Origin of the sequence: Limosilactobacillus portuensis, assembly GCF_028607025.1 — a bacterium.
Lineage (GTDB): Bacteria > Bacillota > Bacilli > Lactobacillales > Lactobacillaceae > Limosilactobacillus > Limosilactobacillus portuensis.
Genome location: NZ_CP117296.1, coordinates 347,794 through 373,100, shown reverse-complemented (window position 1 = coordinate 373,100; position 25,307 = coordinate 347,794). Strand labels below are relative to the sequence as shown.

The following is a 25,307-nucleotide window of genomic DNA, read 5'->3' as shown; positions in this document are numbered from 1 at the left end:
TAACACTCAGTGCTTTTTTAGTACAACTGAAAGGATGTGATGCCCTCTTGCGAAAACTAAAAGATTACAAGCCAACTAGGTTCATGGCCAAGGACTCTACTTATAACAAAGACGCAGCTGATTTTGCAGTTTCATTTATCGAATGCCTATGCCATACCAAGGGAACCTGGGCGGGTAAGCCTTTTGACCTCATTGACTGGCAGGAAAAAATTATTCGCGACATTTTTGGCATCTTAAAACCTGATGGGTATCGTCAATTCAATACTGCTTACGTCGAAATTCCAAAAAAGCAAGGCAAATCAGAACTGGCGGCGGCTGTTGCTCTACTGCTTTGCTGCGCTGATGGTGAAGAACGTGCAGAAGTTTATGGTTGTGCTGCTGATCGCCAGCAGGCCGCGATTGTTTTCGACGTAGCTGCTGATATGGTACGGATGAATCCTGCCTTGAAGAAGCGGTGCAAGATCTTAGCTTCTCAGAAGCGCTTGATCTATGAACCAACTAATAGTTTCTACCAAGTCTTGTCCGCCGATGCCTACTCCAAGCATGGCTTTAATGTTTCTGGCGTTATTTTTGATGAACTTCATACCCAACCGAACCGGAAACTATACGACGTCATGACGAAAGGTTCGGGGGATGCCAGAACACAGCCCCTTTACTTTCTAATAACCACTGCTGGTAATGATGAACACTCTATCTGTTACCAGGTTCATCAAAAAGCAATCGACATCATGGAGGGCCGTAAACATGATCCCCGTTTTTATCCGGTCATTTATGGCGCCGGACGTGACGAAGATTGGTCAAGTCCTGAAGTTTGGAAAAAAGCTAATCCTTCTCTGGGTATTACTGTCAAAATGGAGAAGGTCAAGGATGCCTATAATTCAGCTAAGGAGAATCCGGCTGAAGAGAATACCTTCCGACAGCTGCGTTTAAATCAGTGGGTAAAACAGGACGTTCGTTGGATGCCCATGGATAAATGGGATGCTTGTGCCTTTCCTGTTGATCCCGATGAATTACGTGGCCGCGATTGCTACGGTGGTCTTGATTTGTCATCAACTACTGATATTACGGCTTTTGTACTGGTATTCCCCCCAAGAGATGACTCCGAAGGTTATACTTTGCTGCCCTACTTTTGGATCCCAGAGGATAACGTTGATCTGCGGGTGCGCCGTGATCACGTTCCCTACGATATTTGGAAACAACAGGGTTACCTACAAACCACGGAAGGTAATGTAGTTCACTACGGATTCATCGAACACTTTATTGATGATCTGGGAAAGAAATATCACATCCGTGAAATTTCCTTCGACCGATGGGGAGCTGTCGAAATGGTTCAAAATCTTGAAGGTATGGGATTCACCGTGGTCCCATTTGGCCAGGGATTTAAGGACATGACGCCTCCAACTAAAGAACTAATGCGATTAACTCTGGAAAAGAAGATCGCTCATGGCGGTCATCCGGTCTTGCGTTGGATGATGGACAATATCTATATCCGCACTGACCCAGCTGGGAATATTAAACCTGACAAGGCTAAGTCAACTGAAAAAATTGATGGCGTAGTGGCCACCATTATGGGACTGGATCGTGCTATCCGAAATGAGGATAATGGTGATTCTGTTTATGATGGTCGAGGTCTATTAATGTTGTAATTACGAAGAACTGAAAGGAGTTGATGCCATGAGTCTATTTAATAAATTGTTCCATACCAATAAAGCTTCACCCAAAAACACCCTATCCAGCACCATGTCATTTTTCTTCGGCAGTTCGATGGCTGGCCAAAATGTGACCGAACGCACCGCAATGCAGAATACAGCAGTTTATGCTTGTGTGCGAGTCTTGGCTGAAGGATTAGCTGAACTGCCACTCCACATTTATCAATACACCAACGATGGTGGTAAACAGCGAGCAATTAACCACCCGCTTTATTTTTTGCTTCATGATGCGCCAAATCCAGAAATGACCAGTTTTATCTTTCGTGAAACCATGATGAACCATTTATTGCTGTGGGGTAACGCCTATGCACAAATCATTCGAAACGGTCAAGGCGAGATCACTGGGCTCTATCCTTTGATGCCTGATCGAATGGACGTTAACCGTGCTGCCAACGGTGAAATCTACTACACCTATACTCGCAACTACGATGATTACCAGGCAAAAAATAAATCGAAGCAAGTAATTCTCTTGTCCGATGAAGTCCTTCATATCGCAGGATTAGGATTTGATGGTTTGATCGGCTACAGCCCTATTGCTATGGCTAAGAATGCGATTGGATTATCTATGGCCGCCGAACAATATGGAGCAACCTTCTTCAAAAATGATGCCACACCTGGTGGTGTTCTCGAGCATCCTAATGTAGTCAAAGACCCTGAACGGCTTCGGAAAAGTTGGCAGTCACAATTTTCGGGATCTAATAATCACAGCATTGCTGTCTTGGAAGAAGGAATGACTTTTCATCAACTTTCCATTCCACCTGACCAAGCGCAATTTCTTGATACCCGAAAATTCCAACTCGACGAAATTGCCAGAATTTTTCGTGTTCCACCGCATATGGTTGGTGACCTAGACCGTTCAACTTTCTCAAATATTGAGCAGCAATCACTAGAATTCGTAAAGTACACCCTGAACCCTTGGTGTGTCCGTTGGGAACAAGCGATGAACCAGCAATTACTTTCACCTGACGACCAGCAGAAATACTTCATCAAATTCAACGTTGATGGCCTGCTGCGCGGTGATTACGAAAGCCGCATGAATGGTTACGCCATTGGTCGACAAAACGGCTGGTTGTCCGCTAATGACATTCGTGAGTTAGAGGATCTCAACCGTATCCCCGCTGATGAAGGCGGTGATCAGTACCTGGTTAACGGTAATATGCTACCACTCAACCAAGCTGGTAACTTCTATAGTTCTCAGCCATCTAAAGAAAGTGAGGAACCAAAAGAATGAAACGTTTCTGGAACTGGAGCGGTCCTCAAAATCAACGTGTCTTAACTATCAACGGTACGATTGCTGAAGATAGCTGGGTTGATGATGAAGTCACCCCCCAAGTATTTCAAGATGAATTAAGTCAAGGGAAAGGGCCAATCAATCTCTGGTTAAATTCTCCCGGCGGTGACTGTGTCGCTGCCAGTCGCATTTACACGATGCTAATGAATTATCCCGATGACGTGAACGTCAAAATTGACGGTATCGCTGCTTCAGCGGCATCAGTTATCGCCATGGCAGGAACAAAAGTTTCCATGGCTCCAACCGCGATGATCATGATCCATAATCCATTAACCATTGTTGGTGGACAAAAAGAAGATCTTGATCAAGCTGCACAGATGCTAGCTGAAACCAAAGAATCAATCATTAATGCCTATGAGCTTAAAACAAACCTACCCCGCGAGAAGATTTCAGCCATGATGGATGACGAAACCTGGATGAATGTCAATAAAGCGATTGAGTTGGGCTTTGCTGATGATATGCTAGGTCAAAATAAAGATATCACAGATTGTTATTCCTATTCGGATAAGCAATCGGATCTCGTTGTCCTCAATAAACTCAAACGAACAAGCCAAAATACTATCTCTGTAAAGTCGCTACAAAAGCGGCTTTCTTTGTTATCACACTAATTTTTAGGAGGACTTATCAATGAGTAAGATTACTGAATTACAAGAAAAGCGTGCCCGTATTTGGAAGCAAGCAAAGGATTTTTTGGATACTAAGCAAAAGGAGTCGGATGTACTATCAGCCGAAGACAATGCCCGCTATGAAAAGATGGAGCAAGAAGTTGTCGACTTAGGTAAGGAAATCGATCGAAGGCACAAGCAGGCAGAAATTGAAGTGATACTGAACCAACCCACCAGTAAGGCCCTTACTAATTCCCCAACTGCTGATCAGCTACCAAAGAGCCAGGATGCTTATGCAAAAGATTTCTGGCAAATGATGCGTGGACATGCCGTCGTGGATGCTCTTAAGGAAGGTGCGGACCCCGATGGTGGTTTCTTAGTGCCCGACGAATTTGAAAACCAGCTTATCCAAAAGTTGCAAGAAACAAATGTCCTACGAACCATCAGCCATGTCATCCAAACCAACAGCGGTGAACACAAGATTCCGGTTGTTGCCAGCGAAGGAACAGCTGCTTGGCTTGAAGAAGAAACGGCCTACACAGAGTCCAACACACAATTTAGTCAGGTGTCACTAGGCGCCCATAAGTTAGGAACCCTAATCAAAGTGTCGGAAGAATTACTAAACGATTCCGCATTTGATTTGATGTCCTATCTCTCTGATGAATTCGGTCGCAGGCTCGGTAATGCCGAAGAACAAGCCTTTTTAACCGGTACCGGTACTGGTCAACCTACTGGCATCTTAACTGACACTAATGGTGCTTCAGCCGGATCCACAGCTGCTAAGGCCGATTCATTAACTTTTGATGATTTAATCGATCTCTTCTATTCTTTGAAGACACCATACCGTCAAAATGCTGTCTTTTTGATGAATGATGATACTGTGAAGGCCATCCGCAAGATGAAAGATAAAAATGACCAATACATTTGGCAACCTTCCGTTCAAGCAGGTCAGCCAGACAGAATCCTCAACTGCCCTGTTTATACCAGTCCATTCATGCCAACACTGTCTGCTTCCAATAAGCCAGTTCTCTTCGGCGACTTCAATTACTACTGGATTGCAGATCGACAAGGCCGAACTTTCAAACGTCTTAATGAACTTTATGCCGTAACTGGTCAAGTTGGTTTTTTAGGCTCACAAAGAGTTGACGGCAAAGTTATCCTACCAGAAGCAATTAAAACCTTGTCCATGGCTGCTAAATAGAAAGGATTGATGAAATGTGGCTGCTATTACTTTGGCCGAAGCAAAAGCCTACCTGAGAGTAGACAACACTGTTGAAGATGACCTCATTACAAAGTTGATTGGATCGGCAACAGCTACGGTCGAGAATGTGCTTCGCCAACCAATATCAGCGTTTGATCCCCTCCCTGATGATATTCATACCGCCATTCTCTATACAGTGGCTTACCTTTATGAATATCGGGAAACAGCTGATTTTGATGCCATGATTAAATTTCTTCGGGCCATTTTGTCCCCTTACCGGAAGGAGGAATTTTAATGCAACAGCAAAACAAACGTATCAGTAAGATTGCTGATATTGGTGAACTAGATCGACGCATTACTCTAATGAAAAAGAAATATGTCGGCGAAAATCCTAATACTGGAATGTCGATGTACAAAGATGTTCGCCTCGGTGATGTATGGGCTAAAGTCTCGGCATTGCACGGTCAGGAATACTACACGGCGGTATCCGTTAAATTGGAAAAGCAATTGTCCTTTATTATCCGATACCGTGACGACGTTGACGAAGAAACTAACATCTGGTTTGAAGGACGCGGCTACAATATCGGCTTTATCGATGACGTCAAATACAACCATGAGTATCTGGAAATTAAGGCCGAGTATTCGAGAGGAGTTGATAATCCAGATGAAGACAACTAGTTTAACCATCATCAATACTTGTTTTGGTGCTGTTGGTGCATTTCTTGGCTGGTTTTTAGGCGGCCTGGATGGCTTTTTGTATGTTCTACTCATTTTCATGGTGGCGGACTATATTACCGGTGTGCTCTGCGCAATTAATGAACATAAACTCTCCAGTGAGATCGGTTTTCGTGGTCTCACTAGAAAAATGCTGATTCTACTCTTAGTAGGTATTGCCCACTCTCTTGACGTCTATCTGCTAAAAAACGGTTCGGCCATCCGAACAGCAACAGTCTTTTTCTATATCTCTAATGAAGGAATTTCATTACTGGAAAATACCAGTCGCTTAGGCTTACCTGTGCCCGATAAGTTAAAGAGTATTCTCCAACAATTACATGACAAGGATGGTGATAAATCATGATTCCTGGGATTGATATTTCTGAATGGTAAGGACATGTGGATTTCAATGCAGTCAAAGCAAGTGGTGTTAAGTTTGTTCTAATCAGAGCTGGCTATGGTCGGTCAGCGAGCCAAGAAGACCGTTACTTTGCAGAACACTATACCCAAGCCAAAGCAGCCGGTTTACAAGTAGGAGCTTATTGGTATTCCTATGCTATTTCTCCCGAAGACGCAGCTAACGAAGCTCGTGCCTGTTTGACTGTTTTAGGTAACCGTCATTTTGATTATCCAATTTACTTTGACCTCGAAGAACAATGGCAATTCCATCAGGGACGTGCCTTCTGTGATAGTTTAGTCAAAAGTTTTTGCTGTGTGCTAGAACAAAACGGTTGTTACACCGGTCTCTACATCTCACGGTCACCACTACAAAACTATATTTCATCAGCTGTCGCTCAGCGTTATGCTGTCTGGGTGGCTGAATATGGTCCGCGTTGTAACTACAGTGGTAATTACGGAATCTGGCAACATTCCTCTACTGGTTCTGTTCCAGGTGTCAATGGCAACTGTGATCTGGATTATGCCTACATTGATTACGCAGCAGTTATTAACAAAAAACAGCTAGTTACCAGGAAAAATCCTGATGAACTAGCTGCTGAAGTATTAAATGGTCAATGGGGCAATGGTGTCGACCGTCAACAACGTTTAACCGCTGCTGGTTACGACTACGCAGTGGTACAGGAAAAAGTTAATCGCCTGTTGAATCATAAGTCAGTCGACCAAATCGCCTGTGAAGTTATCCGAGGATCCTGGGGTAATGGTAAGGAACGAATTACCCGTTTGAAACAGGCCTGCTATGATCCAATTCAAATTCAAAAACGTGTCAATCAACTACTGTAACTTTTGCCTGTGGACTACGATCTGCAGGCTTTTTTCTTTTGCCATGGTTTACTTTTCCGCTTGTTCTGGCTTATCAGTGGAGGTAATTAAACATGGTGAAGAAAGTACAACCAGTAACCCATCAACCACTAATAACAAGTAAGAATATTAGCTCAGAGCAATTATTGAATGATTTGCATTATCAACAAGCAAAACAGATCATCCAGAATCTGCTTAATAAAGGCTTAATCTCACCCACCGAATTTAAGAACATTGATGCCTTAAATAAACAATCATTTCCACCATTATTAGGGCCCGGAAGCGTTGATACATCAGGCCTCTAGAGCTAACATACCACACTGACGAAAGGAGGAGTGTCATGTCGACCATTACTAAAATTCAAAGCTACCAACGTGATGTCAAACAACTCCGTGTGGCGGCCTATTGTCGGGTTTCAACTGACAACATTGAACAACTAGAAAGTCTTGGAAATCAGCGTGAACACTATCAAAAATACATTAGCAATCAGTCAAACTGGCAGTTAGCTAAGATCTATTACGATGAAGGAATTTCAGGTACCAAATTGACGAAGCGTAATGCCTTAAAAGAATTACTAGCTGATTGTCATAATCACCGAATTGACTTAGTAATTACCAAGTCGATCAGCCGCTTATCGAGGAACACTACCGACTGTCTGCGAATTGTTCGAGAGTTACAACAGCTGAGTATCCCCATCATCTTTGAAAAGGAACGCATCAACACTGGTGAGATGGCCAGCGAGTTATTTCTATCGATTCTCAGCAGCATTGCTCAGGACGAATCACACTCCACCGCAGGAAATTTACGCTGGGCGATCAGACAACGTTTCGCCAGTGGTGAATTCCGAGTATCTTCAGCTCCATATGGATATTCGATTGAAGATGGCAACTTAGTTATCAATCAAGCTGAAGCCCAGATTGTGCGAAAAATCTTTCAACAATTTTCACATGGGATGTCAGCTAGTCGTATTGCTAAGGAGTTGAATCATAACTGTGTAGCAACAAAACGTGGCGGCCAATGGCGAAGCAATACTGTTATCAACATCTTGCGAAACAGTAATTACACCGGTGATATGCTCTGTCAAAAGACCTACCGTGATGATCAATATCATCGTCATTTTAACCAAGGTGAACTCACCCAATACTTAATTGAGAATCACCATCCTAGTCTGATTAACCACGAAACTTTTAACCGGGTTCAAGCACTGCTTAAAGTGGCGGCCCAAAAACGTCATATCGAAACTGGCAGCTATAAGTATCAACAGCACTACCTATTCTCTGGCAAAATCATCTGTGATAATTGCGGCACTACTTTCAAGCGACAAACACGTCCCCATAAAATCTGCTGGGCCTGTCAAAAACATCTAAAGTCCGCCAAACAATGTTCAATTAAGGCGGTTTCTGAAGCGAGTCTAAAAACTGCTTTCTGCAACATGATGAATAAATTGATTTTCGGCCAAAAGTTCTTATTACGGCCATTGCTAGAGGATTTAAAAAATCAGGCTAATAGCGATAGTAATGGTCAATTAGAAGATCTAACCAGCAGAATCAAAATCAATGATCAAAAGGCGGAAACGCTCACTCAACTGATGCAGGCCGAACTACTTGATAAAGCCATCTACGTAAATCAAACTGCCAAACTCGAACAGGATACCTACCAGTGTCGCAAAAAGATCAAGCAACTTAACGCTCAGAATACTGATTCAGCTAATAATTTTGAGGACGTGAGAGACCTATTACATTGGTGCCAACAGGATCAAAAACTGTCTGATTTTAGTGACACACTATTTCAACATTTTGTGCGACAGATTGTTGTAAATAACCCGAACAAAGTAGTATTTAAACTGCAATGTGGATTGGAGTTATATGAAAAGCTGTCCAAGACGGCTACCATTGATAAACATTTTTATCGTGGCATGATCAAACAACGTTATAACGATCCAATCAAACAAGCAGAATATTTGTACAGTATTATCGAAAGTGAAGGTGATTTAATTGGGTAAAGTACGCATTATTCCTGCCCATCAGCCAAAAGGAAATAGCGTCCATCATCAACGTAGTTCACAACCTTTTGAAAAGCTCCGGGTAGCTGCTTATTGCCGGGTTTCAACCGACTATGATGAGCAGGCTAGCTCCTACGAAACTCAGGTAGCTCACTACAAAGAGCTAATTCAAAAGGAACCCACCTGGGAATTTGCAGGTATCTATGCTGATGATGGAATCTCCGGAACCAACACCAAGAAACGGGAACAATTCAATAAAATGATTGCAGCCTGTAAAGCCGGTAAAATAGACTTAATTGTCACCAAGTCAATTAGCCGATTTGCTCGAAATACTATTGATTGCCTGAAGTATATCAGAGACTTAAAAGCCATCAATGTTGCAATCTTCTTTGAAAAAGAAAATATCAATACCATGGATGCCAAAGGTGAAGTTCTGATTACCATCATGGCTTCCCTTGCTCAACAAGAAAGTGAGTCCTTATCGCAAAACGTCAAAATGGGGATTCAATACCGTTACCAACAAGGTAAAGTGTTTGTCAATCATAATCACTTCCTCGGTTACACCAAAGATGCTCAGGGAAATCTAGTAATTGAACCAGAGGAAGCCAAGGTCATTAAACGGATATTCTATAGCTACCTAAACGGAATGACTATGAAACAAATCGCCGATTCGCTCAAAGCTGATGGTATCTTGACTGGTGGCAAAACAAAAAATTGGCGCTCTAGCAGCGTGGCTAAAATCCTAAAGAATGAAAAATACATGGGTGATGCCCTTTTACAAAAGACTTACACCGTTGATTTTCTTAATAAAAAGCGAGTTAAGAATAACGGCATTATGCCCCAGTATTATGTGGAAAATGATCATCCGGCGATTATTCCTAAATCGGTGTTCACGAAAGTTCAGCAGATTATCAAACAGCGGCGTAACGGGATCACCACTAAAAACGGGAAACATCGGCGACTTAACGGCAAATATTGCTTCTCTCAAAAATTATTCTGTGGTAAATGCGGTGACATTTTGCAACGGAATATGTGGTATCGACCAGAGAAAGTAGCGGTCTGGCGTTGTGCTAGCCGGATAAGGAGAAGTAAAACTGGCCGGCGGTGTATGATCAGGAATGTCAAAGAACCATTGCTAAAAGAAGCCACTGTTGAAGCATTCAATCAATTAATCGAAGGCCACGAGTTAGCCAGTAAGCAAATTAAAGCTAACATCATGAAGGTCATCAAGAACTCCAAAGGACCAACACTTGATCAAATCGACCACCAGCTGGAAAAAGTGCAGATGAAATTGATTCAAGCTGCCAGCCAACACCAGGATTGTGATGCGCTAACCCAACAAATTATGGACCTTCGCAAACAAAAAGAAAAAGTACAGAGTCGGGAAACTAATCAACAAGCCAAACTACACAACCTTGATGAAATCAACAAACTGGTCGAATTCCACAAATATGGCTTGGTAGATTTTGATGAACAACTGGTTCGCCGTTTAGTAGAAAAAATCACCATCTTCAAACGCTACATGGAATTCACATTCAAAGATGGTGAAGTGATTAAAGTTAATATGTGATATTGGCACTCAGCTATTTTGGCTGGGTGCTATTTTAAACATTCTGATCTTTATTAAACCTAATTTACAGTAAGTTCGTGTTACTTAATAGTAATGAGTAGTTAAAACATTCTTAAATTTATTAAGTATCTTTGGTTTATCAATGGTTATCCCTAATTTTTGTAAAATAAAGATTCTAACCATAAAGCCGAATATTTTTGTCATCTGCACTAACTTATAAGGATTAGATACCGCCATATTTTCTCTATCTCCGTGTGTTAGGAATACCCTTGTGCTTACAAGCTTTCCAATCCAATCATCTGTATTTCCAACGTGTTCAGATAATAGTTCTCTATAGGATTCAGGCAATTCCTCAATAAATTTGTTTATTTTATCCCTCAAAGTAAGACGTGCATTTCTAAAATACGATTCAATGCCTTGTGTATAATTGACAAGATCATTTTCAATTACCGGCCTGTAGTTAACCGTTAACAAATAGTCATCCACCAGTAACTGTAACTCTTTTGAGGAACTTACCCAATTATTTATCACACTGAGCAACTCCGATTGGACATCATTATAGTCATATGAAAAACTGTGCGCTTGAATTATTTAGGGTTGCATACAGCGAATTAAAGTGTTAAAGTTAGTTAAATTGACATATACGGAAGTTATAAGTATCATTCATTTTTGCTATCTATTATTTTCTTAGATGTTAATTCAATTTGGTTACTTTGGTTTGATTCCTAGGAGGATATATATATGCAAAATGGTACTGTAAAATGGTTTAATGCTGATAAGGGCTTTGGGTTTATCTCTGGTTCAGATGGTAAAGATGTATTCGTACACTTTTCATCAATTAAAACTAACGGTTTTAAGAGTCTTGAGGAAGGGCAAAAAGTTAGTTACGATGTTGAACAAGAAGATCGAGGACCTAAAGCGACTAATGTTGTTCCACAATAATTTGTCTAATATTATGAAGAACTGCTTTTGATGGAGCAGTTCTTTTTTATGGCTCTTCGTCAAGAAGTACTGATAGAAAAATTTGAATAACTTTTCAAACAGCTCGTGTCTGAGATTGGACATGAGCTGTTCTTTTATTCTTCCAGTTGATGGCAAAGTATGAGTTAGGAAGGGCAAGCAGGATTCGAGCCCGAAAATTAAAGAAGTTACGAAAGCCATAAGCAGTTCGTTTAATAACTTTGATCTTATTGTTAGTTCCTTCGACTGGACCATTCGTGTAGTCACCATATTTAAAGCTGATGATAATCTCTTTACGATGCCTCCGGAGAGTCCGTTGAACTTTTTGAAGTGATTGGGGAAGCTGGGTCCATTTAATTGCGAGTAAATGATTGAGTTCATCCTTACTACGATGATTGATCGCGAGAATAATCCATGAAAGATGGTCCTTTCTTTAAACGAAGACGGGGGTTCGAGCCATCTTTCGTTTTTTATTTTAAATCAAAGAATTGAATCTTTTCAATGCTTAATCCCGGATGATTAAAAGAACTACCTACTCTGTATACAATTCCGCGGATAATTTCTCCATATTCAGAAATCCCACAAATATCATATGGTGATGGACTATTAAATTGTTCAGTTTTATCACAAAAAGCAGGTGATATCTCGAATACAGAATCCTGACCAGCATTATATTTTAAAAAACCGTAAGAGCCGGAATTTTGATTGTCATTAAGAAACCAGTAGGCCTTTACCTCAAAATTCTGAAACATATTCTTATCACTTATTTTTCATGAAAGCACCTTCATTCGTAATCATCATGTTTATTCTATATGTATTTAAAAAGAATAATTTTTGTCATATACGTCGAGTATACAACTCTCCTGCGAATTTTCGATATTTTAACCGAATTGGCATAAATTCAATATTATTTTTGTTAACTCAATCCTTAGTACCAAACTGACCGATTCGTACATACCACAAACGCTACCATATCAAGGCTCACCTCTACTTCCACAACCCTAATCGACACGACCTGCCAAACTGGACCTTCGTCTACTCGACTATCGAAATAGGACATAGAACACTCGACCCGCCAGCTTCAAATAGAAAAAGTGTACTAATTCCAATAGTTCAGAAGGGAAAAAGTACACTTTCAATCATCTATAAATGCCGTCAGAGCGCGGTTTATGAGCTATTTTTCTGTACGTTCGAGGACCGTAACACTCTCCACATGCGTCGTCTGCGGGAACTGATCGACTGGCTGAATCGGTTTTGTCACATGGTACCCTTGTTCAGAAAAACGTTGGATATCACGAACTAAAGTTGCAGGATTACAGCTAACGTAAATCACTTTTTGTGGTGCCATCTTACCAGTCGCTTCAATTAAGGATTCGGCAAGACCTTTGCGTGGTGGGTCAACGATCACGACATCCGGCTTCAAACCTTCTTCTTGCCATTTAGCGAATTGCTCTTCCGCCTTACCAACAACAAATTGGGCATTCTTAATCCCGTTCCGTTTGGCATTGTGCTTGGCATCTTCAATCGCAGCCGGAACGATTTCAACCCCGTAAACCTGCTTGGCGTGCTTAGCAGCGGCTAATGAGATAGTCCCAATTCCACAATAAGCGTCAATGACTGTCTGGCTACCATCTAAGCCGGCATTTTCAATGGCCGTTTGGTAAAGGCGTTCAGTTTGTTGCGGATTAACTTGGTAGAACGATAATGGTGAAATTGCAAAATCAATGCCGAGCAATTGGTCATGAATTTCATCGGTACCCCAGAGCGTTTTATTCTTATCGCCAAGTAAACGGTTGGTTTTTTTGTCATTGATGTTTTGAACGATGCTTTTTACTCCTGGCACCTCAGCAACAATCCCGTCAACAATTTGCTTCTCCATCGGTAGACGCTTGGTGTTGGTAACCAAAACAACCATTACCTCATGACTGTAATATCCTCGACGCACCATGACAGTTCGGATCACACCCTTGCCAGTTCGTTCATCGTACGGTGTTACATGATATTTCCGTAATAAATCACGGACAACCATAATTGCCTTATCAATAGCCGGATCTTGAATATAGAAGTCTTCAATTGGCACAAGGGTATGACTTCCACGCTTATAAAAGCCTGTTTCTAATTGACCACGAACCATCTTGACCGGTACCTGGGCCTTATTCCGGTAATGGTATGGTTTGTCCATCCCCATCGTTGGCAACACCTCAATCTCATCTAGATGCGCTTTTGCCAGCAACTCAACGATTTGGTGCTGTTTAAACTTTAATTGGGCTTCATATTTAAGGTGACCAAGTGGTGCAATTCCCGTCTGGATATACTTCTTATCCTTGACATCAACCCGGTCAGGACTCTTTGTTTGCCAGGCCATTACGCGACCCCAAGCAAAATGACTAGCAACTTTTGTAATACGGACAGTGATCTCTTCCCCAGGCAAAGCATTCGGAACGAAAACAGGAAAATCAGCAATCTTCACAACCCCATTACCCTCGTAGGTCAAATCAACTACCTTAGCGGGGTACTCTTCGTTTTTATGTACTGGAATATTTAATTTCAACGTTATTCCTCCATTAATTTCAACGTGACAAACTTTCCCTATTATAACAAAATAAACGGCTAACTTCCTATTTTAGGACGCTAGCCGTTCAACTATTTAATTTTGCTTTTCTTCATGATCCTTAATGTCATCAACACTCTTCACGAAGTCTTGTTCAACCCGTTTAAAGTCATCAGAAACCGTAATGGCATCATCAGGGATTTCATCCAGGTTAGCAACAACCTCAATGTGCTGTTTCAGATCATGAAATTTCATTGGCGCATCGCCACCATATTCACCATCAAGGTTAACCATTAAGCGATCATCTTTATTTAGTGGAATTACTTCAATATCGGTTGCCTTCTCATAGATAATTCGTGGGTCATCTAAATGCTTTCCTTGCAAGGCTTTTGCCATCAGACTCAACATATCAATCATGTTCGTCTTCTTCACGATAATCATCGTAAACTTACCGTCATCAAGAGAAGCATCGGGAACGATTTGTTCAAAACCACCAACAGAATTTGTTAGGGCAATCATAAACATCGTTGCGCTACCCCGATATTCTTTGCCATCGTACTTAATCTGCATCTCAATTGGCTTGATCCGCGGGATAAGTTCCGCACCCTTAGCAAAGTAGGCAGCGTAACCAAAGAGGGACTTCATTTGAGAAGGAACCTCGTAGGTTAACTCAGTCATCGTTCCTCCAGCGGCAATGTTCATAAAGTAGTTCTCACCGGCTTTACCAATATCGATCTTGAACTTTTTATTTTTCTTCAAAATCAGCTTAGCAGCGGCAATCGGATCATCACGGGGAATCCGTAATGCCCGCGCGTAGTCGTTCGTCGTTCCAGCAGGAATAATTGCCAAGGTTGGCCGATGCTCTAATCCGGCAATTCCGTTAATTACTTCATTAAGGGTTCCATCACCACCAGCGGCAACAATCAGGTCAAAGCCTTCCTTAGCTGCGCGAGTGGCCTCATTCTTCGCCGAATCAGGTGCTGGCGTTGTGGCAAAAGCACTAGTTTCATAACCAGCTTTTTCATAGATTGAAAGAATATCAACCAGATCGCTCCGAAACGTTTCACGACCAGAAGTAGGATTATAAATTATCCGGGCACGTTTTCGCACGGTCATCCCTCCAAACTACTTAGCGTTTAATGACTTCATCAACAACTTAGTAACAACTTGTGGGTTAGCCTTACCACGAGTTTGCTTCATAATTTGACCCATTAAGTAACCAACAGCCCGATCCTTACCATTCTTAAAGTCTTCAATTGACTGTTCGTTGTTTGCTAAAACATCATCAACGATTGGTTGCAATTGAGCTGGGTCAGATAATTGAACCAAACCATGTTCCTTAGCGTAAGCACTTGGTTCTTCACCATCAAGAATTCCCTTGAAGACCTTCTTTGCCATCTTGGATGAAATGGTGCCATCCTCAATCAACTTAACCATTCCGGCCAGGTTAGCTGGGGTTAACTTAGTATCAGGTAAGTCGACCTGCTTATCATTTAAGTAGGAGTTCACATCATTCATTAAGTAGTTAGCAACCCGCTTAGGATCGCCACCATCCTTAACTGCTTCTTCAAAGAAATCAGACATTTCCTTGGTTTGGGTTAAGACCATTGCATCGTAATCAGTTAAACTAAGATCCTTAACGTAGTGTGCCCGCCGTTCACCTGGCATTTCAGGCATTTCGGCTTCAATTTCGTCAATCCACTTTTGGTCAACGTTTAAATCAGGAATATCTGGTTCTGGGAAGTAACGGTAGTCATCGGAACCTTCCTTTGTCCGCATTGAAATTGTTTCACCAGTAGCTTCATCATAACGCCGTGTTTCTTGGGCAATGTGACCACCTGAAAGCAAAACATTTTGGTGCCGCTTTTGTTCGAATTCCAATGCCTTCCGAACATAGTTAAAGGAGTTGATGTTCTTCATTTCGGTCTTGGTACCAAACTGGTCAGAGCCAACTGGACGAATGGAGATGTTAGTGTCGACACGCATTGAACCTTCTTCCATCTTCACATCAGAAATCCCAGTAAACTGGATCCGTTGACGAAGAGCTTCCAAGTAAGCAACCGCTTCTTCAGGTGAAGCAATATCCGGCTTAGAAACAATTTCGATTAATGGTGTTCCTTGACGGTTTAAGTCAACATATGAGTACTTGCTGGTGTGAGTGTTCTTACCAGCATCTTCTTCAATATGCATTTCTTCAATTCCGATCTTTTTCTTCTTACCATCAACTTCAATCTCGATCCAACCGTCATGAGCAATTGGTGTTTCTGATTGAGTGATCTGGTAAGCCTTTGGGTTATCTGGGTAGAAGTAGTTCTTCCGGTCAAAGTGCATGTGACGAGCAATTTGGGCATGAAGAGCCAGGCCGGCCATGATCCCGTCACGAACAACACCCTTGTTCAAGGTTGGCAAAACACCAGGGTAACCCCAGTCGATCACGTTAGTATTTCTGTTAGGCTGGTCACCATATTCTACTGGTGATGGACTGTAAATTTTTGAATTAGTCTTCAATTCGACGTGGACTTCTAGCCCAATCGTTGTTTCAAAGTTCATCTTAGTTTTGACCTCCTAACTTAGGTGCCTTCTTGTGAACATCAGTAGTTTGTTCAAAGACATAAGCAGTGTTGTAAACTGTTTGTTCATCAAATGGCTTCCCAATGATTTGTAAACCAACTGGCATGCCGTTCTTTGCTGAGAAGCCAGCTGGAACTGACATTGCGGGAAGACCTGCCATGTTAACAGGAACGGTCAAAACATCGTTCATGTACATGGTTTGCGGATCATCAATTTCGGCACCAATCTTGAATGCTGTTGAGGCACCAGTAGCACCAAGAATAACGTCATGATCCTTAAAGACAATGTCAAAGTCTTGAGCAATTAAGCGACGAACCTTAGCGGCCTTGTTGAAGTAAGCATCGTAGAACCCAGCCGAAAGTGAGAAAGTTCCCAACATAATCCGCCGTTTAACTTCTTCACCAAAACCTTCAGTCCGGGAACGAACATAAACATCTTCAATGTTCTTAACATCTTGTGCCCGAAAGCCATACCGAATCCCATCATACCGTTGAAGGTTTGATGAAGCTTCAGATGAGGCCAAAATGTAGTATGCAGGAACACCGTACTTGGTGTGTGGTAAGGAAACTTCATCAATAATGGCACCGAGTGATTCAAGGTGATCAAGGGCGTTCTTAATTACTTCATGAACATCATCATTAATTCCTTCGAAGTATTCCTTAGGAACAGCAATCCGCAAGCCCTTAACGTTAGTATCGTCGTTTAATTGAGCTGCCCAGTTAGGAACTTCCTTTAAGGATGATGTCATATCGTGTTCATCATTGCCACTAATCATTTGAGTTAACAATGCGTTATCCTTAACCGTTCGCGTCAACCACCCAACTTGGTCAAAGCTTGAACCAAAGGCAATAATTCCCCAACGAGATACCCGGCCATATGTTGGCTTCATCCCAACAATTCCGTTAAATGAAGCTGGCATCCGAATGGAACCACCAGTATCAGTCCCCAATGCACCAAGGACATCCCCAGCAGCAACCGCGGCAGCAGAACCACCTGAAGAACCACCAGGAACCCGGGTAAGATCCCATGGGTTATGAGTGGTGAAGAATGCCGAATTTTCAGTTGATGAACCCATGGCGAATTCATCTAGGTTTGTTTTCCCCACATTAATAAAGCCGTTGTTATTTAACTTTTCAACAACTGCTGCATCATAAACAGGGTTAAAGTTTTCCAAGATTTTAGATGCTGCAGTGGTCTTTAATCCCTTAGTTAAGATGTTATCCTTAACTGCCAATGGGACCCCAGCAGTTAATTGGTCTTCACTGATTCCTTGTTGATCAACTTCAGCAGCCTTTTTCATTGCTGCTTCTTCGTTTAAGGTAATGAAGGCCTTTACTTGATCTTCATTTTCCTTAATGTGATCAAAGGTTTCTTTCGTTAATTCGGTTGCACTGATCTTCTTGTTTTTTAAATCATCATGCAACTGACTTAAGTCGGTTTGATAGAAATCCATTATTCGCCGTCCTCACTTTCATCGATGATTGCAGGAACTTTAATGTACCCATCATCAGTATCAGGAGCGTTATTAAGCAGTGCATCAGTCTCTTCTTTAGAGCTCTTAACTGCCTTATCCTCACGCATAACATTTTCCCGATCTGAAGCTGAAGTCATTGGTTCAACGCCCTCGGTATCAACATTAGTGAGGTCTTCAAACATATCAATAATGCTTCCTAATTGAGTGGTAAACTTGGTAAGTTCTTCATCTTTAAATTCCAACTTAGCAAGTTCAGCAACGTGTTCTACTTGTTGCTCAGTGATCTTACTGGCCATTCTCTCTACCTCTTTTCCAGTAATTATGGCTTAAATATAGTACATACATTTAATAATTTTAGCACAGAATACTAATGGTTTTAACTATTCATCCCTAAATATTCAAGGGAAAAGAAAGTGTTTCATAATTGATGAAGAAGTGAAACTTCATGTTATGAAACACTTAATTTTATTATTTAGTTAAATGTGTTCGCCGTGACCGCAACTTCCGCCTAATGCAACATAGTCGAAACTCGTTCAGTCTAAGCTCCCTCAAGCTATCTCGGCAACATAGCCGAAATGTGTTCGCCAGGGACTTGCTAGGGCTAGCAAGTCCTTTGCTGGCTCACACTCTAGTTTTTAATACGAATCAAACACGTGACTTTGGAATTTGTCGGAGCCGGAATTACGGTAAACAACGGCTTGCATTTCGGAACTAGATTGAATTTTAATATCGATTGGAATTCCGCTTGGCAAGTATTTTCTTGCGGCTCGTACAATGTATTGGGTAAAGCTGGTAATTTCAGTTTGACTGTAGAACTGCGTTGTAATGGTAATATGCATTCCAGTCAATGAACTACCGTTGTATTGGGCTTGAGCAGTAACCCCACTTAAGTTAGGGAAGAAACTCTGAACCTGACTCTTAAAGTTAGAGAAGCTATCGTTATCCGTTTGATCGGACTTGGTTTCTTGATCAGTTCCGTTAGCCTTTGGTAATACAGCAGTCCGGTAATCAAGCTTATGCCAACTGCTAATCTTGTTTCCATTATTCTTACTATAAGCAAAGAAGCTTCCACCAACTAAACTGTCATCTGGTGCCTGCTTATATAGAGCAATCACAATCGGAACATTCCGCAATTCTTTTTTCTTCCGCAACCGGGTTAAGACCTTTTGAGCAGCAATTTCACCCTGACGCTTAACCTCAGCATCGCTAATGTTCTTAGTATAGTTTGGTCCATCGGTCTTCTTCTGGTAATTATATTCGGAATTAATCCCAATCCCAATAGTAATACCGTGAAGTTTCATTGAATTACCGCTTTCCTGCATGTAATCCTGTTCTTCAATTTGTTGAATGTACTCTGGATTTGGATCACTCTTCTTCCCTTCAGCAGGGTTGAGGCCTTCCGGATTACTCTTACTCTTCCGTCCTAGCCAATTCTCAACTGTACTAGTATCAAGATACTGACCTTCCTGGAAGATATAATTTTTGGTTGAAAAAACCCGTTTTGATACTTGAGTTAAGCCACTTTCAAAACTTTTAAGGTTATAGGGATTACTATTTTGACTAACATTTACTCCCCGCGCTTTACTTGTCTTATAGTGACCGTCCTTAATAACTCCCTGATAAGTTCCACTTAGAGATCCAGTAGTACTATAATCTTTTGATGACTTATGACCAAATCCGCATGAAGTCAAGACAAGCGTTGACATCAAGAGAGCAATCCCAACAGTCAATTTTTTCACTTTATTCTTCAACGTTTATTGTTCCTCCTTCATTGCCTGGCTAAAGCGTTGTTCATCCCAAACACCAACTCCAAGCTCTTGAGCCTTACTGAGTTTGCTTCCTGCTTTTTCTCCGGCAATGACAATATCAGTCTTTTTCGAAACACTGCCTGTTACTTTAGCACCATGGGCCTCTAACCAGTCTTTTGCTTCTGTCCGAGTCATTTCTACTAGTTTTCCAGTTAAAACAACCCGTTTACCATTCCAGTCACTTGATTCATCGACTGAAGTAGTTGTGCCAAGATAGGTAAAGTTGAGACCGGATTGACGAAGCTCTTCAATTAATGACTGAACCTGTTCATTGGCAAAGTATGTTTCCACACTTTCACCAATTGTCGGGCCGATTCCATCAACAGCGGAAATCTCATCAGCATTAGCTTCTATTAGTCGGTCCAAATCATTAAAGTGGGCCATAATCAAACGTGCTGCTTTAGCACCAACATGACGAATACCAAGTCCGAATAAAAGGCGCTCGACAGAATTATTACGACTATTATTGATCGATGTCAATAAGTTTGTCGCTGATTTTTCACCAAATTTATCTAAAGTTAATAATTGGTCTTCAGTTAAGGCATAGAGCCCCGCAACGTCATGAATTAGCTTCTTATCCCACAGCTGTTCAATTATCTTTGGCCCGAGCCCCCCAATATCCATTGCATTTCTTGAAGCAAAGTGAGCTAATCCTTCTTTAATCTGCGCTGGGCACATTGGATTGATGCACCGGAGAGCCACCTCATCATCAAGGTGAACTAGTTCAGATCCACATGCAGGACACTTTGTCGGAATTTGGTATGGTTCACTATCAGCTGGTCGTTTACTTAGATCAACTTTAGAAATTTCGGGAATGATATCACCGGCCTTATGAAGATAAACAGTATCGCCTAATCTAACATCCTTTTCTTTTAAGTAATCGGGATTATGAAGAGAGGCGCGACTAACCGTTGTTCCAGCTAATTGAACCGGATCCATTACAGCAGTCGGCGTTACATTCCCGGTTCGCCCTACAGTCCACTCAATGTCACGGACAACTGTCGGCTGTTCTTCTGGAGGAAACTTGTAGGCAATTTCCCACCGGGGTACCTTAACGGTATTTCCAAGTGCTTCTTCAGTCTCAAGATCGTTAACTTTCTCCACAATTCCGTCAATTCCATAAGCTAGTTGATCACGTTTAGCAGTGTATTCATTAATGTAATCCTCTATTTCTTGCCGATTATGAACAACCCGGTTATGCGGATTAACTTTAAAGCCAAGTTCACGCATCTTATCTAGGGCTTCTGATTGGGTCGTAACTCCCAACTTTTGGTACTCGGGAACATAGTACATAAATGTATCTAAGTCACGTTTGGCCGTAACAGTTGGATCTAATTGTCTGAGACTTCCGGCAGCTGCATTGCGGGGATTGGCAAAAATTGGCTGCCCATCAGCCTCACGTTGAGCATTTAACTTAGCAAATGACTCCTTAGGCATATAACATTCACCACGAAATTCAACGGAGAGTGGTTCAGGAAGCTCACGCGGTACTGACTTGATCGTTTTTACGTTTTCAGTAACATCTTCCCCAATATTACCATTGCCTCGAGTCGAACCTTGAACCAGCTTCCCGTTCTCGTAAACAAGCGATAACGATAGACCATCAATTTTCAATTCAAGGTTATATTCTGGCTCAACATCAACGTCACGGTTTTCCTGCTGGCGATGGTTAAAGTCCATTAGCTCTTCAATTGAGAACACATCCCCCATTGACAACATCGGAATCTCATGACGAACCTTCGTCAGCTGACTTTCAGCTTCACCACCAACTTGCTGTGTTGGTGAATCCGGCGTTTGCAATTCGGGAAAGCGTTGTTCAATTTGAACAAGTCGTTGATATTGACGATCATAAACATAGTCTTCCACAGTAGGACTATCCTGTTCATAGTACTCTTTCCCCCATTGAGCAATTTGCTTTCGTAATGGAGCAATTTCTTTTTTTGCCTGATCCAGTGTTAATTGTGCAACCGGGATTGATTGATTATCCATTTTATTGGCCTCACTTTAATTAATCAGTAACCTTCTTAATAGGAGCAAAACTAGCTAACAGCCGCTTAACTCCCTGTTGAGGGAAGACAATGTCAAGTTCCTTATCGTTACCGTTTCCGCTAACTTTAACAACAGTTCCTTCGCCCCACTTCTTATGGGTCACCTTATCACCAGTCTTCCAGGAAACTTGATCAGCTCCTGTTCCAGTATTAGTTACTGGCTTTACTCGCTTCCCCGCACTTCGGTATTGGCGACGTTGCTTCTGTTCTCGATAAGTAGTTGCAGTAGCAGCCTCACCACCGAATGGTAATTTTTGTCCCCCAAGACGATCAGCAGGTTGGTCATTTTCAAACTTAAGTAAGTCGGGATTAATTTCTTCTACAAACCGAGATGGCTGATTTCGCTGAATTCGTCCGTAAAGAAGTCGCGAAAAGGCATTTGTCAGGTAAAGCTTTTTCTTTGCCCGGGTAATACCAACATATGCAAGCCGTCGCTCTTCTTCCAGCTCATCATCTTCCAAAATTGCTCGGGAAAGTGGGAAAATTCCTTCTTCCATCCCCACAAGAAAGACTACCGGGAATTCCAGTCCCTTAGCAGCATGAAGAGTCATTAACGTCACTGCTGGTGCCTGTTCGTCAACGTCATCCTGATCGGAAACCAGTGCAAGATCAGCAAGGAAGTTGGTAATCTTTTGAATATTATTATCATCGTCATCCTTATGCTGTTCGTCATATTCTTGGGTAACGGATTTAAATTCATCGAGGTTTTCACGTCGAGCTTGTGCTTCAAGACTTTTATCCTGTTCAAGCGCTTTATTGTACCCACTCTTATCCAAGATTTCTTCCGTTAAATCAGTTAAGTTTAGAAATTCCGCTTGCTTAGTTAGGTTACGCATTAACTGACCAAACTCATCAATTTTAACCCGCGTCCGTGCGGAAATGTTATTGGCAATATCAACATTTTCGGCTGCTTCAAGAAGGGACCAATTATTATCATTGGCAAATTCTCGCAAATGATCAACACTGGTCATCCCAATTCCTCGCTTAGGGGTATTAACCACTCGTTCAAAACTCATTGAATCTTGAGGATTAACAATCAATGTCAAGTAAGCAAGAATATCCCTAATTTCTTTCCGGTCGTAGAATTTATGACCACCAACCATGGTATAAGGCACACTACTCTTTAAGAAAGTTTCTTCGATCATCCGTGATTGAGCGTTAGTACGATAAAGAATAGCAAAGTCGTTGTACTTGTAATTATTCTTTTCTCGCTCCTCCTTAATCTTAGAAACAATGAATTGAGCCTCGTCATGCTCATTTTGAGCTCGGTAGTAAGAAATCTGATCTCCCTTGCCATTTTCTGTCCATAAATTCTTTTTCTTTCGGTAAACATTATTATCGATCACTTCATTAGCCGCATCCAAAATTGTCTGGGTTGAACGATAATTTTGTTCCAGCATTACTGTATGTGCTTGTGGATAATCATGTTCAAAATTTAAAATATTATTCATGTTTGCACCACGCCAACCATAGATACTTTGGTCAGCATCCCCAACAACACAAAGGTTCTTGTATCCCTGGGCAAGCATGTTAACTAATTTATACTGAGCATCATTGGTATCCTGGTATTCGTCAACATGGATGTAGTGGAACTTATCTTGATAAAATTCCAAAGTCTCTTGATCCTTTTCAAAGAGTTCAATTGTTTTCATAATCAAATCGTCAAAGTCTAAGGATTGATTAGCCTCTAGTTCCCGTTGATAGAGCTTGTATGCACGAGCAACCATATTTTCAAACATGCTATTGGCTTCTTTTGAGTAGTCATCAGGAGTTTGTAATGCATTTTTCGCGTTAGAGATTGCACTAAGGATACTTCGAGGATCGAATTTTTTGGTATCAATATTTAATTCTGCACAAATCCGTTTCATCAATGTTCGTTGTTCACTGGTGTCAGCGATCGTAAAAGCCCGGTTATAACTCAGCTTTTCAATATCGCGTCGCAGGATCCGTACACAGAGGGCGTGAAATGTGGAAACCCAGATGTCACGGGCACTTTCACCTAAAAGTTTACCAACACGTTCTTGCATTTCTCGTGCGGCCTTATTCGTAAAAGTAATCGCAAGAATGTTCCAAGGGAGCACACCCTTTTCTTCAATCAGATATGCGATTCGATGGGTTAATACCCGAGTCTTTCCTGAACCAGCTCCAGCCATTACTAAGAGCGGTCCCTCTGTTGTTAAGACTGCTTCGGTTTGCTTATCATTCATGCCGTCTAAAAGTGCTTGACTATTCACGCCTATTTCCATCCTCTCTAAATTTCAGTCGGCTCATATTATACCAAATTTTCAACTTCTTTTGGTTGTTTTCGAACATATGTTGCAAAAATAAAACTGAGCCTAAGACTTTCCGTGAGCAGTCTCAGCTCAGTTTTTATTTATTTTTCTTGCTCTTCGTTATCTGACGATGAATTGGGCAATGTTTTATTCCAAACCTCAGTATCATCAACCTGATTTTGTAAAGCATTCAGGTCGGTATCGCCAGTAACCCAAACAAAGCCAAGAATTCCTGCTGGATCATCTTTATCCGTATTATTAAAGAACCGGAACTTCCAATTATTCTTAAGGAGCCACTGACGACGAATAGCAACCGCCTGATAATTCCGAATGATCATTAATAATGCCGTCTGTAACTGTCTGATAACATGAAGCGGCATCCCAACACTTGCTCGCAACTGTTGTTCGTACTGATCCACATTTGTCGTGTTGTCATAGACATTGGCAATTGATGTTAGCCCTAATTCAATGTTCTTAACATATAGTGTTCCAGTTGAGGTCACATAAAAGTTAACCGAGAAAACACCAGTATATTGAAGTGAATCAGCAACGCTCTTAATAATACGGTGCATTTCTTGTAACATATCATCCGCAACTTCAGCAGGTGAAGCTACTGAAATTAATTGCCGGTCTTCGTTATATTCCAATTGCGCTAAGGGGAAGATTTCAACTTCGCCGTTAGCACAAGCAGCAGTTAGGGTATATTCTGTCGTGTGGTCGATCCATGATTCCAGTAAATAAGTTCCTGTATCAATAAAGTCCGCAGCTCTAGTAATGTCAGATTGACGCTTAATCATCATTGATTGTTCGCCAATTCCTCGTTGAATCGGCTTCAAAAGGGCCGGATAACCGATTGAATCAATTGATTGATAGACATCATCTAATCCGATAACGGTAACATAGGGAGCAATATTAATATTGATTTGATCCAAAAATGCGCGTTCCATTAACCGATCCTGAACAATTTCCAAGCCGTTAATTCCTTGTGGGATTGCTGCATATTGACCAAGAAAACGAATTACAGTTGAATCAATGTTCGGCGTTTGGTAAATAATAGCATCACAGGCTTCACCAAATTCGGTAAGTTTTTGCTTGTCATTATAAGCACCATCAATTGTAAAGTCTGCCATTTTAGTGATTTCTGGTTGAGAATGATCAACATAGACACCAACATTGAATCCCGCTTTTTTAGCAGCTGCAATCATAGCTACTCCATTACGGTTAATTCCAATAATCCCTAAAGTACTCCCAGGAAAAATTGTATTACTCATTT

Annotated in this window: 23 protein-coding genes and 1 pseudogene; 12 read left to right on the top strand and 12 right to left on the bottom strand. The window is 41.5% G+C overall.

Annotated features, from left to right (window positions below; genetic code table 11):
• Positions 1 to 47: 47 nt before the first annotated feature.
• From PRK60_RS01740 to PRK60_RS01690, 11 genes are all read left to right on the top strand, one after another.
• Positions 48 to 1,646, top strand: coding sequence for a terminase large subunit (locus PRK60_RS01740; protein WP_316243090.1), 1,599 nt, complete (start codon positions 48 to 50; stop codon positions 1,644 to 1,646).
• A gap of 28 nt (positions 1,647 to 1,674) precedes the next feature.
• Complete coding sequence (locus tag PRK60_RS01735) at positions 1,675 to 2,940, top strand: phage portal protein (protein WP_260235982.1); 1,266 nt, start codon at positions 1,675 to 1,677, stop codon at positions 2,938 to 2,940.
• A complete protein-coding gene (locus PRK60_RS01730; protein ID WP_048687325.1) occupies positions 2,937 to 3,608 on the top strand; it encodes a head maturation protease, ClpP-related in 672 nt (223 codons plus the stop codon). The genes PRK60_RS01735 and PRK60_RS01730 overlap by 4 nt, the downstream gene beginning before the upstream one ends.
• Positions 3,609 to 3,627: 19 nt before the next feature.
• Entirely contained in the window at positions 3,628 to 4,806 is a 1,179-nt protein-coding gene (locus tag PRK60_RS01725) for a phage major capsid protein (RefSeq protein ID WP_273646190.1), read from the top strand.
• Between the two features lie 16 nt (positions 4,807 to 4,822).
• The gene (locus PRK60_RS01720; protein ID WP_273646189.1) at positions 4,823 to 5,101 is read left to right on the top strand and encodes a head-tail connector protein; all 279 of its coding nucleotides are present in this window, start codon (positions 4,823 to 4,825) and stop codon (positions 5,099 to 5,101) included.
• The gene (locus PRK60_RS01715; protein WP_072575339.1) at positions 5,101 to 5,484 is read left to right on the top strand and encodes a phage head closure protein; all 384 of its coding nucleotides are present in this window, start codon (positions 5,101 to 5,103) and stop codon (positions 5,482 to 5,484) included. The genes PRK60_RS01720 and PRK60_RS01715 overlap by 1 nt, the downstream gene beginning before the upstream one ends.
• Entirely contained in the window at positions 5,471 to 5,884 is a 414-nt protein-coding gene (locus tag PRK60_RS01710) for a phage holin family protein (RefSeq protein WP_057748745.1), read from the top strand. The genes PRK60_RS01715 and PRK60_RS01710 overlap by 14 nt, the downstream gene beginning before the upstream one ends.
• A gap of 35 nt (positions 5,885 to 5,919) precedes the next feature.
• Positions 5,920 to 6,759, top strand: a complete 840-nt coding sequence (locus PRK60_RS01705; protein WP_273646188.1) for a GH25 family lysozyme — start codon at positions 5,920 to 5,922, stop codon at positions 6,757 to 6,759.
• Positions 6,760 to 6,851: 92 nt separating this feature from the next.
• A complete protein-coding gene (locus PRK60_RS01700; protein ID WP_159209896.1) occupies positions 6,852 to 7,082 on the top strand; it encodes an SHOCT domain-containing protein in 231 nt (76 codons plus the stop codon).
• A gap of 35 nt (positions 7,083 to 7,117) precedes the next feature.
• The gene (locus tag PRK60_RS01695; RefSeq protein WP_273646187.1) at positions 7,118 to 8,779 is read left to right on the top strand and encodes a recombinase family protein; all 1,662 of its coding nucleotides are present in this window, start codon (positions 7,118 to 7,120) and stop codon (positions 8,777 to 8,779) included.
• Positions 8,772 to 10,349 carry a recombinase family protein gene (locus PRK60_RS01690; protein WP_273646186.1) on the top strand — a complete coding sequence of 526 codons (1,578 nt, stop codon included), beginning with the start codon at positions 8,772 to 8,774 and terminating at the stop codon, positions 10,347 to 10,349. The genes PRK60_RS01695 and PRK60_RS01690 overlap by 8 nt, the downstream gene beginning before the upstream one ends.
• Before the next feature lie 84 nt (positions 10,350 to 10,433).
• Here PRK60_RS01690 and PRK60_RS01685 read toward each other — a convergent pair whose 3' ends face one another.
• Positions 10,434 to 10,880 carry a HEPN domain-containing protein gene (locus PRK60_RS01685; protein ID WP_273646185.1) on the bottom strand — a complete coding sequence of 149 codons (447 nt, stop codon included), beginning with the start codon at positions 10,878 to 10,880 and terminating at the stop codon, positions 10,434 to 10,436.
• A 210-nt stretch (positions 10,881 to 11,090) separates the two neighbouring features.
• On the opposite strand from PRK60_RS01685, the gene PRK60_RS01680 reads away from it, so the two are divergent.
• Complete coding sequence (locus PRK60_RS01680; protein ID WP_057741383.1) at positions 11,091 to 11,291, top strand: cold-shock protein; 201 nt, start codon at positions 11,091 to 11,093, stop codon at positions 11,289 to 11,291.
• A gap of 94 nt (positions 11,292 to 11,385) precedes the next feature.
• On the opposite strand, the pseudogene PRK60_RS01675 reads toward PRK60_RS01680, so the two are convergent.
• The 11 genes and pseudogenes from PRK60_RS01675 to PRK60_RS01625 form a co-directional block, all read right to left on the bottom strand.
• Positions 11,386 to 11,721, bottom strand: a pseudogene (locus tag PRK60_RS01675) (transposase); the annotation flags it as partial.
• Positions 11,722 to 11,779: 58 nt separating this feature from the next.
• Complete coding sequence (locus tag PRK60_RS01670; protein ID WP_273646184.1) at positions 11,780 to 12,061, bottom strand: hypothetical protein; 282 nt, start codon at positions 12,059 to 12,061, stop codon at positions 11,780 to 11,782.
• Between the two features lie 422 nt (positions 12,062 to 12,483).
• A complete protein-coding gene (gene rlmD / locus PRK60_RS01665) occupies positions 12,484 to 13,860 on the bottom strand; it encodes a 23S rRNA (uracil(1939)-C(5))-methyltransferase RlmD (protein WP_273646183.1) in 1,377 nt (458 codons plus the stop codon).
• Positions 13,861 to 13,956: 96 nt separating this feature from the next.
• Complete coding sequence (locus tag PRK60_RS01660; protein ID WP_102168766.1) at positions 13,957 to 14,976, bottom strand: diacylglycerol kinase; 1,020 nt, start codon at positions 14,974 to 14,976, stop codon at positions 13,957 to 13,959.
• A 9-nt stretch (positions 14,977 to 14,985) separates the two neighbouring features.
• Positions 14,986 to 16,410: an Asp-tRNA(Asn)/Glu-tRNA(Gln) amidotransferase subunit GatB gene (gatB, locus tag PRK60_RS01655; protein WP_102168767.1), complete on the bottom strand. Its 1,425-nt coding sequence runs from the start codon at positions 16,408 to 16,410 to the stop codon at positions 14,986 to 14,988.
• Position 16,411: 1 nt separating this feature from the next.
• The gene (gene gatA, locus PRK60_RS01650) at positions 16,412 to 17,884 is read right to left on the bottom strand and encodes an Asp-tRNA(Asn)/Glu-tRNA(Gln) amidotransferase subunit GatA (protein ID WP_273646182.1); all 1,473 of its coding nucleotides are present in this window, start codon (positions 17,882 to 17,884) and stop codon (positions 16,412 to 16,414) included.
• Positions 17,884 to 18,201, bottom strand: a complete 318-nt coding sequence (gene gatC / locus PRK60_RS01645; RefSeq protein WP_003716693.1) for an Asp-tRNA(Asn)/Glu-tRNA(Gln) amidotransferase subunit GatC — start codon at positions 18,199 to 18,201, stop codon at positions 17,884 to 17,886. The genes gatA and gatC overlap by 1 nt, the downstream gene beginning before the upstream one ends.
• A 339-nt stretch (positions 18,202 to 18,540) precedes the next feature.
• The gene (locus PRK60_RS01640; protein ID WP_102168769.1) at positions 18,541 to 19,656 is read right to left on the bottom strand and encodes a CamS family sex pheromone protein; all 1,116 of its coding nucleotides are present in this window, start codon (positions 19,654 to 19,656) and stop codon (positions 18,541 to 18,543) included.
• 3 nt (positions 19,657 to 19,659) lie between these two features.
• Positions 19,660 to 21,702, bottom strand: coding sequence for an NAD-dependent DNA ligase LigA (ligA, locus tag PRK60_RS01635; RefSeq protein WP_273646181.1), 2,043 nt, complete (start codon positions 21,700 to 21,702; stop codon positions 19,660 to 19,662).
• A 19-nt stretch (positions 21,703 to 21,721) separates the two neighbouring features.
• Entirely contained in the window at positions 21,722 to 24,007 is a 2,286-nt protein-coding gene (pcrA, locus tag PRK60_RS01630; protein WP_273646180.1) for a DNA helicase PcrA, read from the bottom strand.
• A 128-nt stretch (positions 24,008 to 24,135) separates the two neighbouring features.
• Entirely contained in the window at positions 24,136 to 25,305 is a 1,170-nt protein-coding gene (locus tag PRK60_RS01625; RefSeq protein ID WP_148444440.1) for an ATP-grasp domain-containing protein, read from the bottom strand.
• Positions 25,306 to 25,307: the final 2 nt, after the last annotated feature.

Excerpts from the sequence above, each read along its gene's own strand:
- gatA (WP_273646182.1), bottom strand. The coding sequence starts at position 17,884 with ATGGATTTCTATCAAACCGACTTAAGTCAGTTGCATGATGATTTAAAA.
- ligA (WP_273646181.1), bottom strand. The coding sequence starts at position 21,702 with ATGGATAATCAATCAATCCCGGTTGCACAATTAACACTGGATCAGGCA.
- PRK60_RS01710 (WP_057748745.1), top strand. The coding sequence starts at position 5,471 with ATGAAGACAACTAGTTTAACCATCATCAATACTTGTTTTGGTGCTGTT.
- PRK60_RS01660 (WP_102168766.1), bottom strand. The coding sequence starts at position 14,976 with ATGACCGTGCGAAAACGTGCCCGGATAATTTATAATCCTACTTCTGGT.
- PRK60_RS01670 (WP_273646184.1), bottom strand. The coding sequence starts at position 12,061 with ATGTTTCAGAATTTTGAGGTAAAGGCCTACTGGTTTCTTAATGACAAT.
- PRK60_RS01735 (WP_260235982.1), top strand. The coding sequence starts at position 1,675 with ATGAGTCTATTTAATAAATTGTTCCATACCAATAAAGCTTCACCCAAA.
- PRK60_RS01715 (WP_072575339.1), top strand. The coding sequence starts at position 5,101 with ATGCAACAGCAAAACAAACGTATCAGTAAGATTGCTGATATTGGTGAA.
- PRK60_RS01730 (WP_048687325.1), top strand. The coding sequence starts at position 2,937 with ATGAAACGTTTCTGGAACTGGAGCGGTCCTCAAAATCAACGTGTCTTA.
- PRK60_RS01680 (WP_057741383.1), top strand. The coding sequence starts at position 11,091 with ATGCAAAATGGTACTGTAAAATGGTTTAATGCTGATAAGGGCTTTGGG.
- PRK60_RS01695 (WP_273646187.1), top strand. The coding sequence starts at position 7,118 with ATGTCGACCATTACTAAAATTCAAAGCTACCAACGTGATGTCAAACAA.
- PRK60_RS01700 (WP_159209896.1), top strand. The coding sequence starts at position 6,852 with ATGGTGAAGAAAGTACAACCAGTAACCCATCAACCACTAATAACAAGT.
- gatB (WP_102168767.1), bottom strand. The coding sequence starts at position 16,410 with ATGAACTTTGAAACAACGATTGGGCTAGAAGTCCACGTCGAATTGAAG.
- gatC (WP_003716693.1), bottom strand. The coding sequence starts at position 18,201 with ATGGCCAGTAAGATCACTGAGCAACAAGTAGAACACGTTGCTGAACTT.
- PRK60_RS01725 (WP_273646190.1), top strand. The coding sequence starts at position 3,628 with ATGAGTAAGATTACTGAATTACAAGAAAAGCGTGCCCGTATTTGGAAG.
- PRK60_RS01625 (WP_148444440.1), bottom strand. The coding sequence starts at position 25,305 with ATGAGTAATACAATTTTTCCTGGGAGTACTTTAGGGATTATTGGAATT.
- pcrA (WP_273646180.1), bottom strand. The coding sequence starts at position 24,007 with ATGGAAATAGGCGTGAATAGTCAAGCACTTTTAGACGGCATGAATGAT.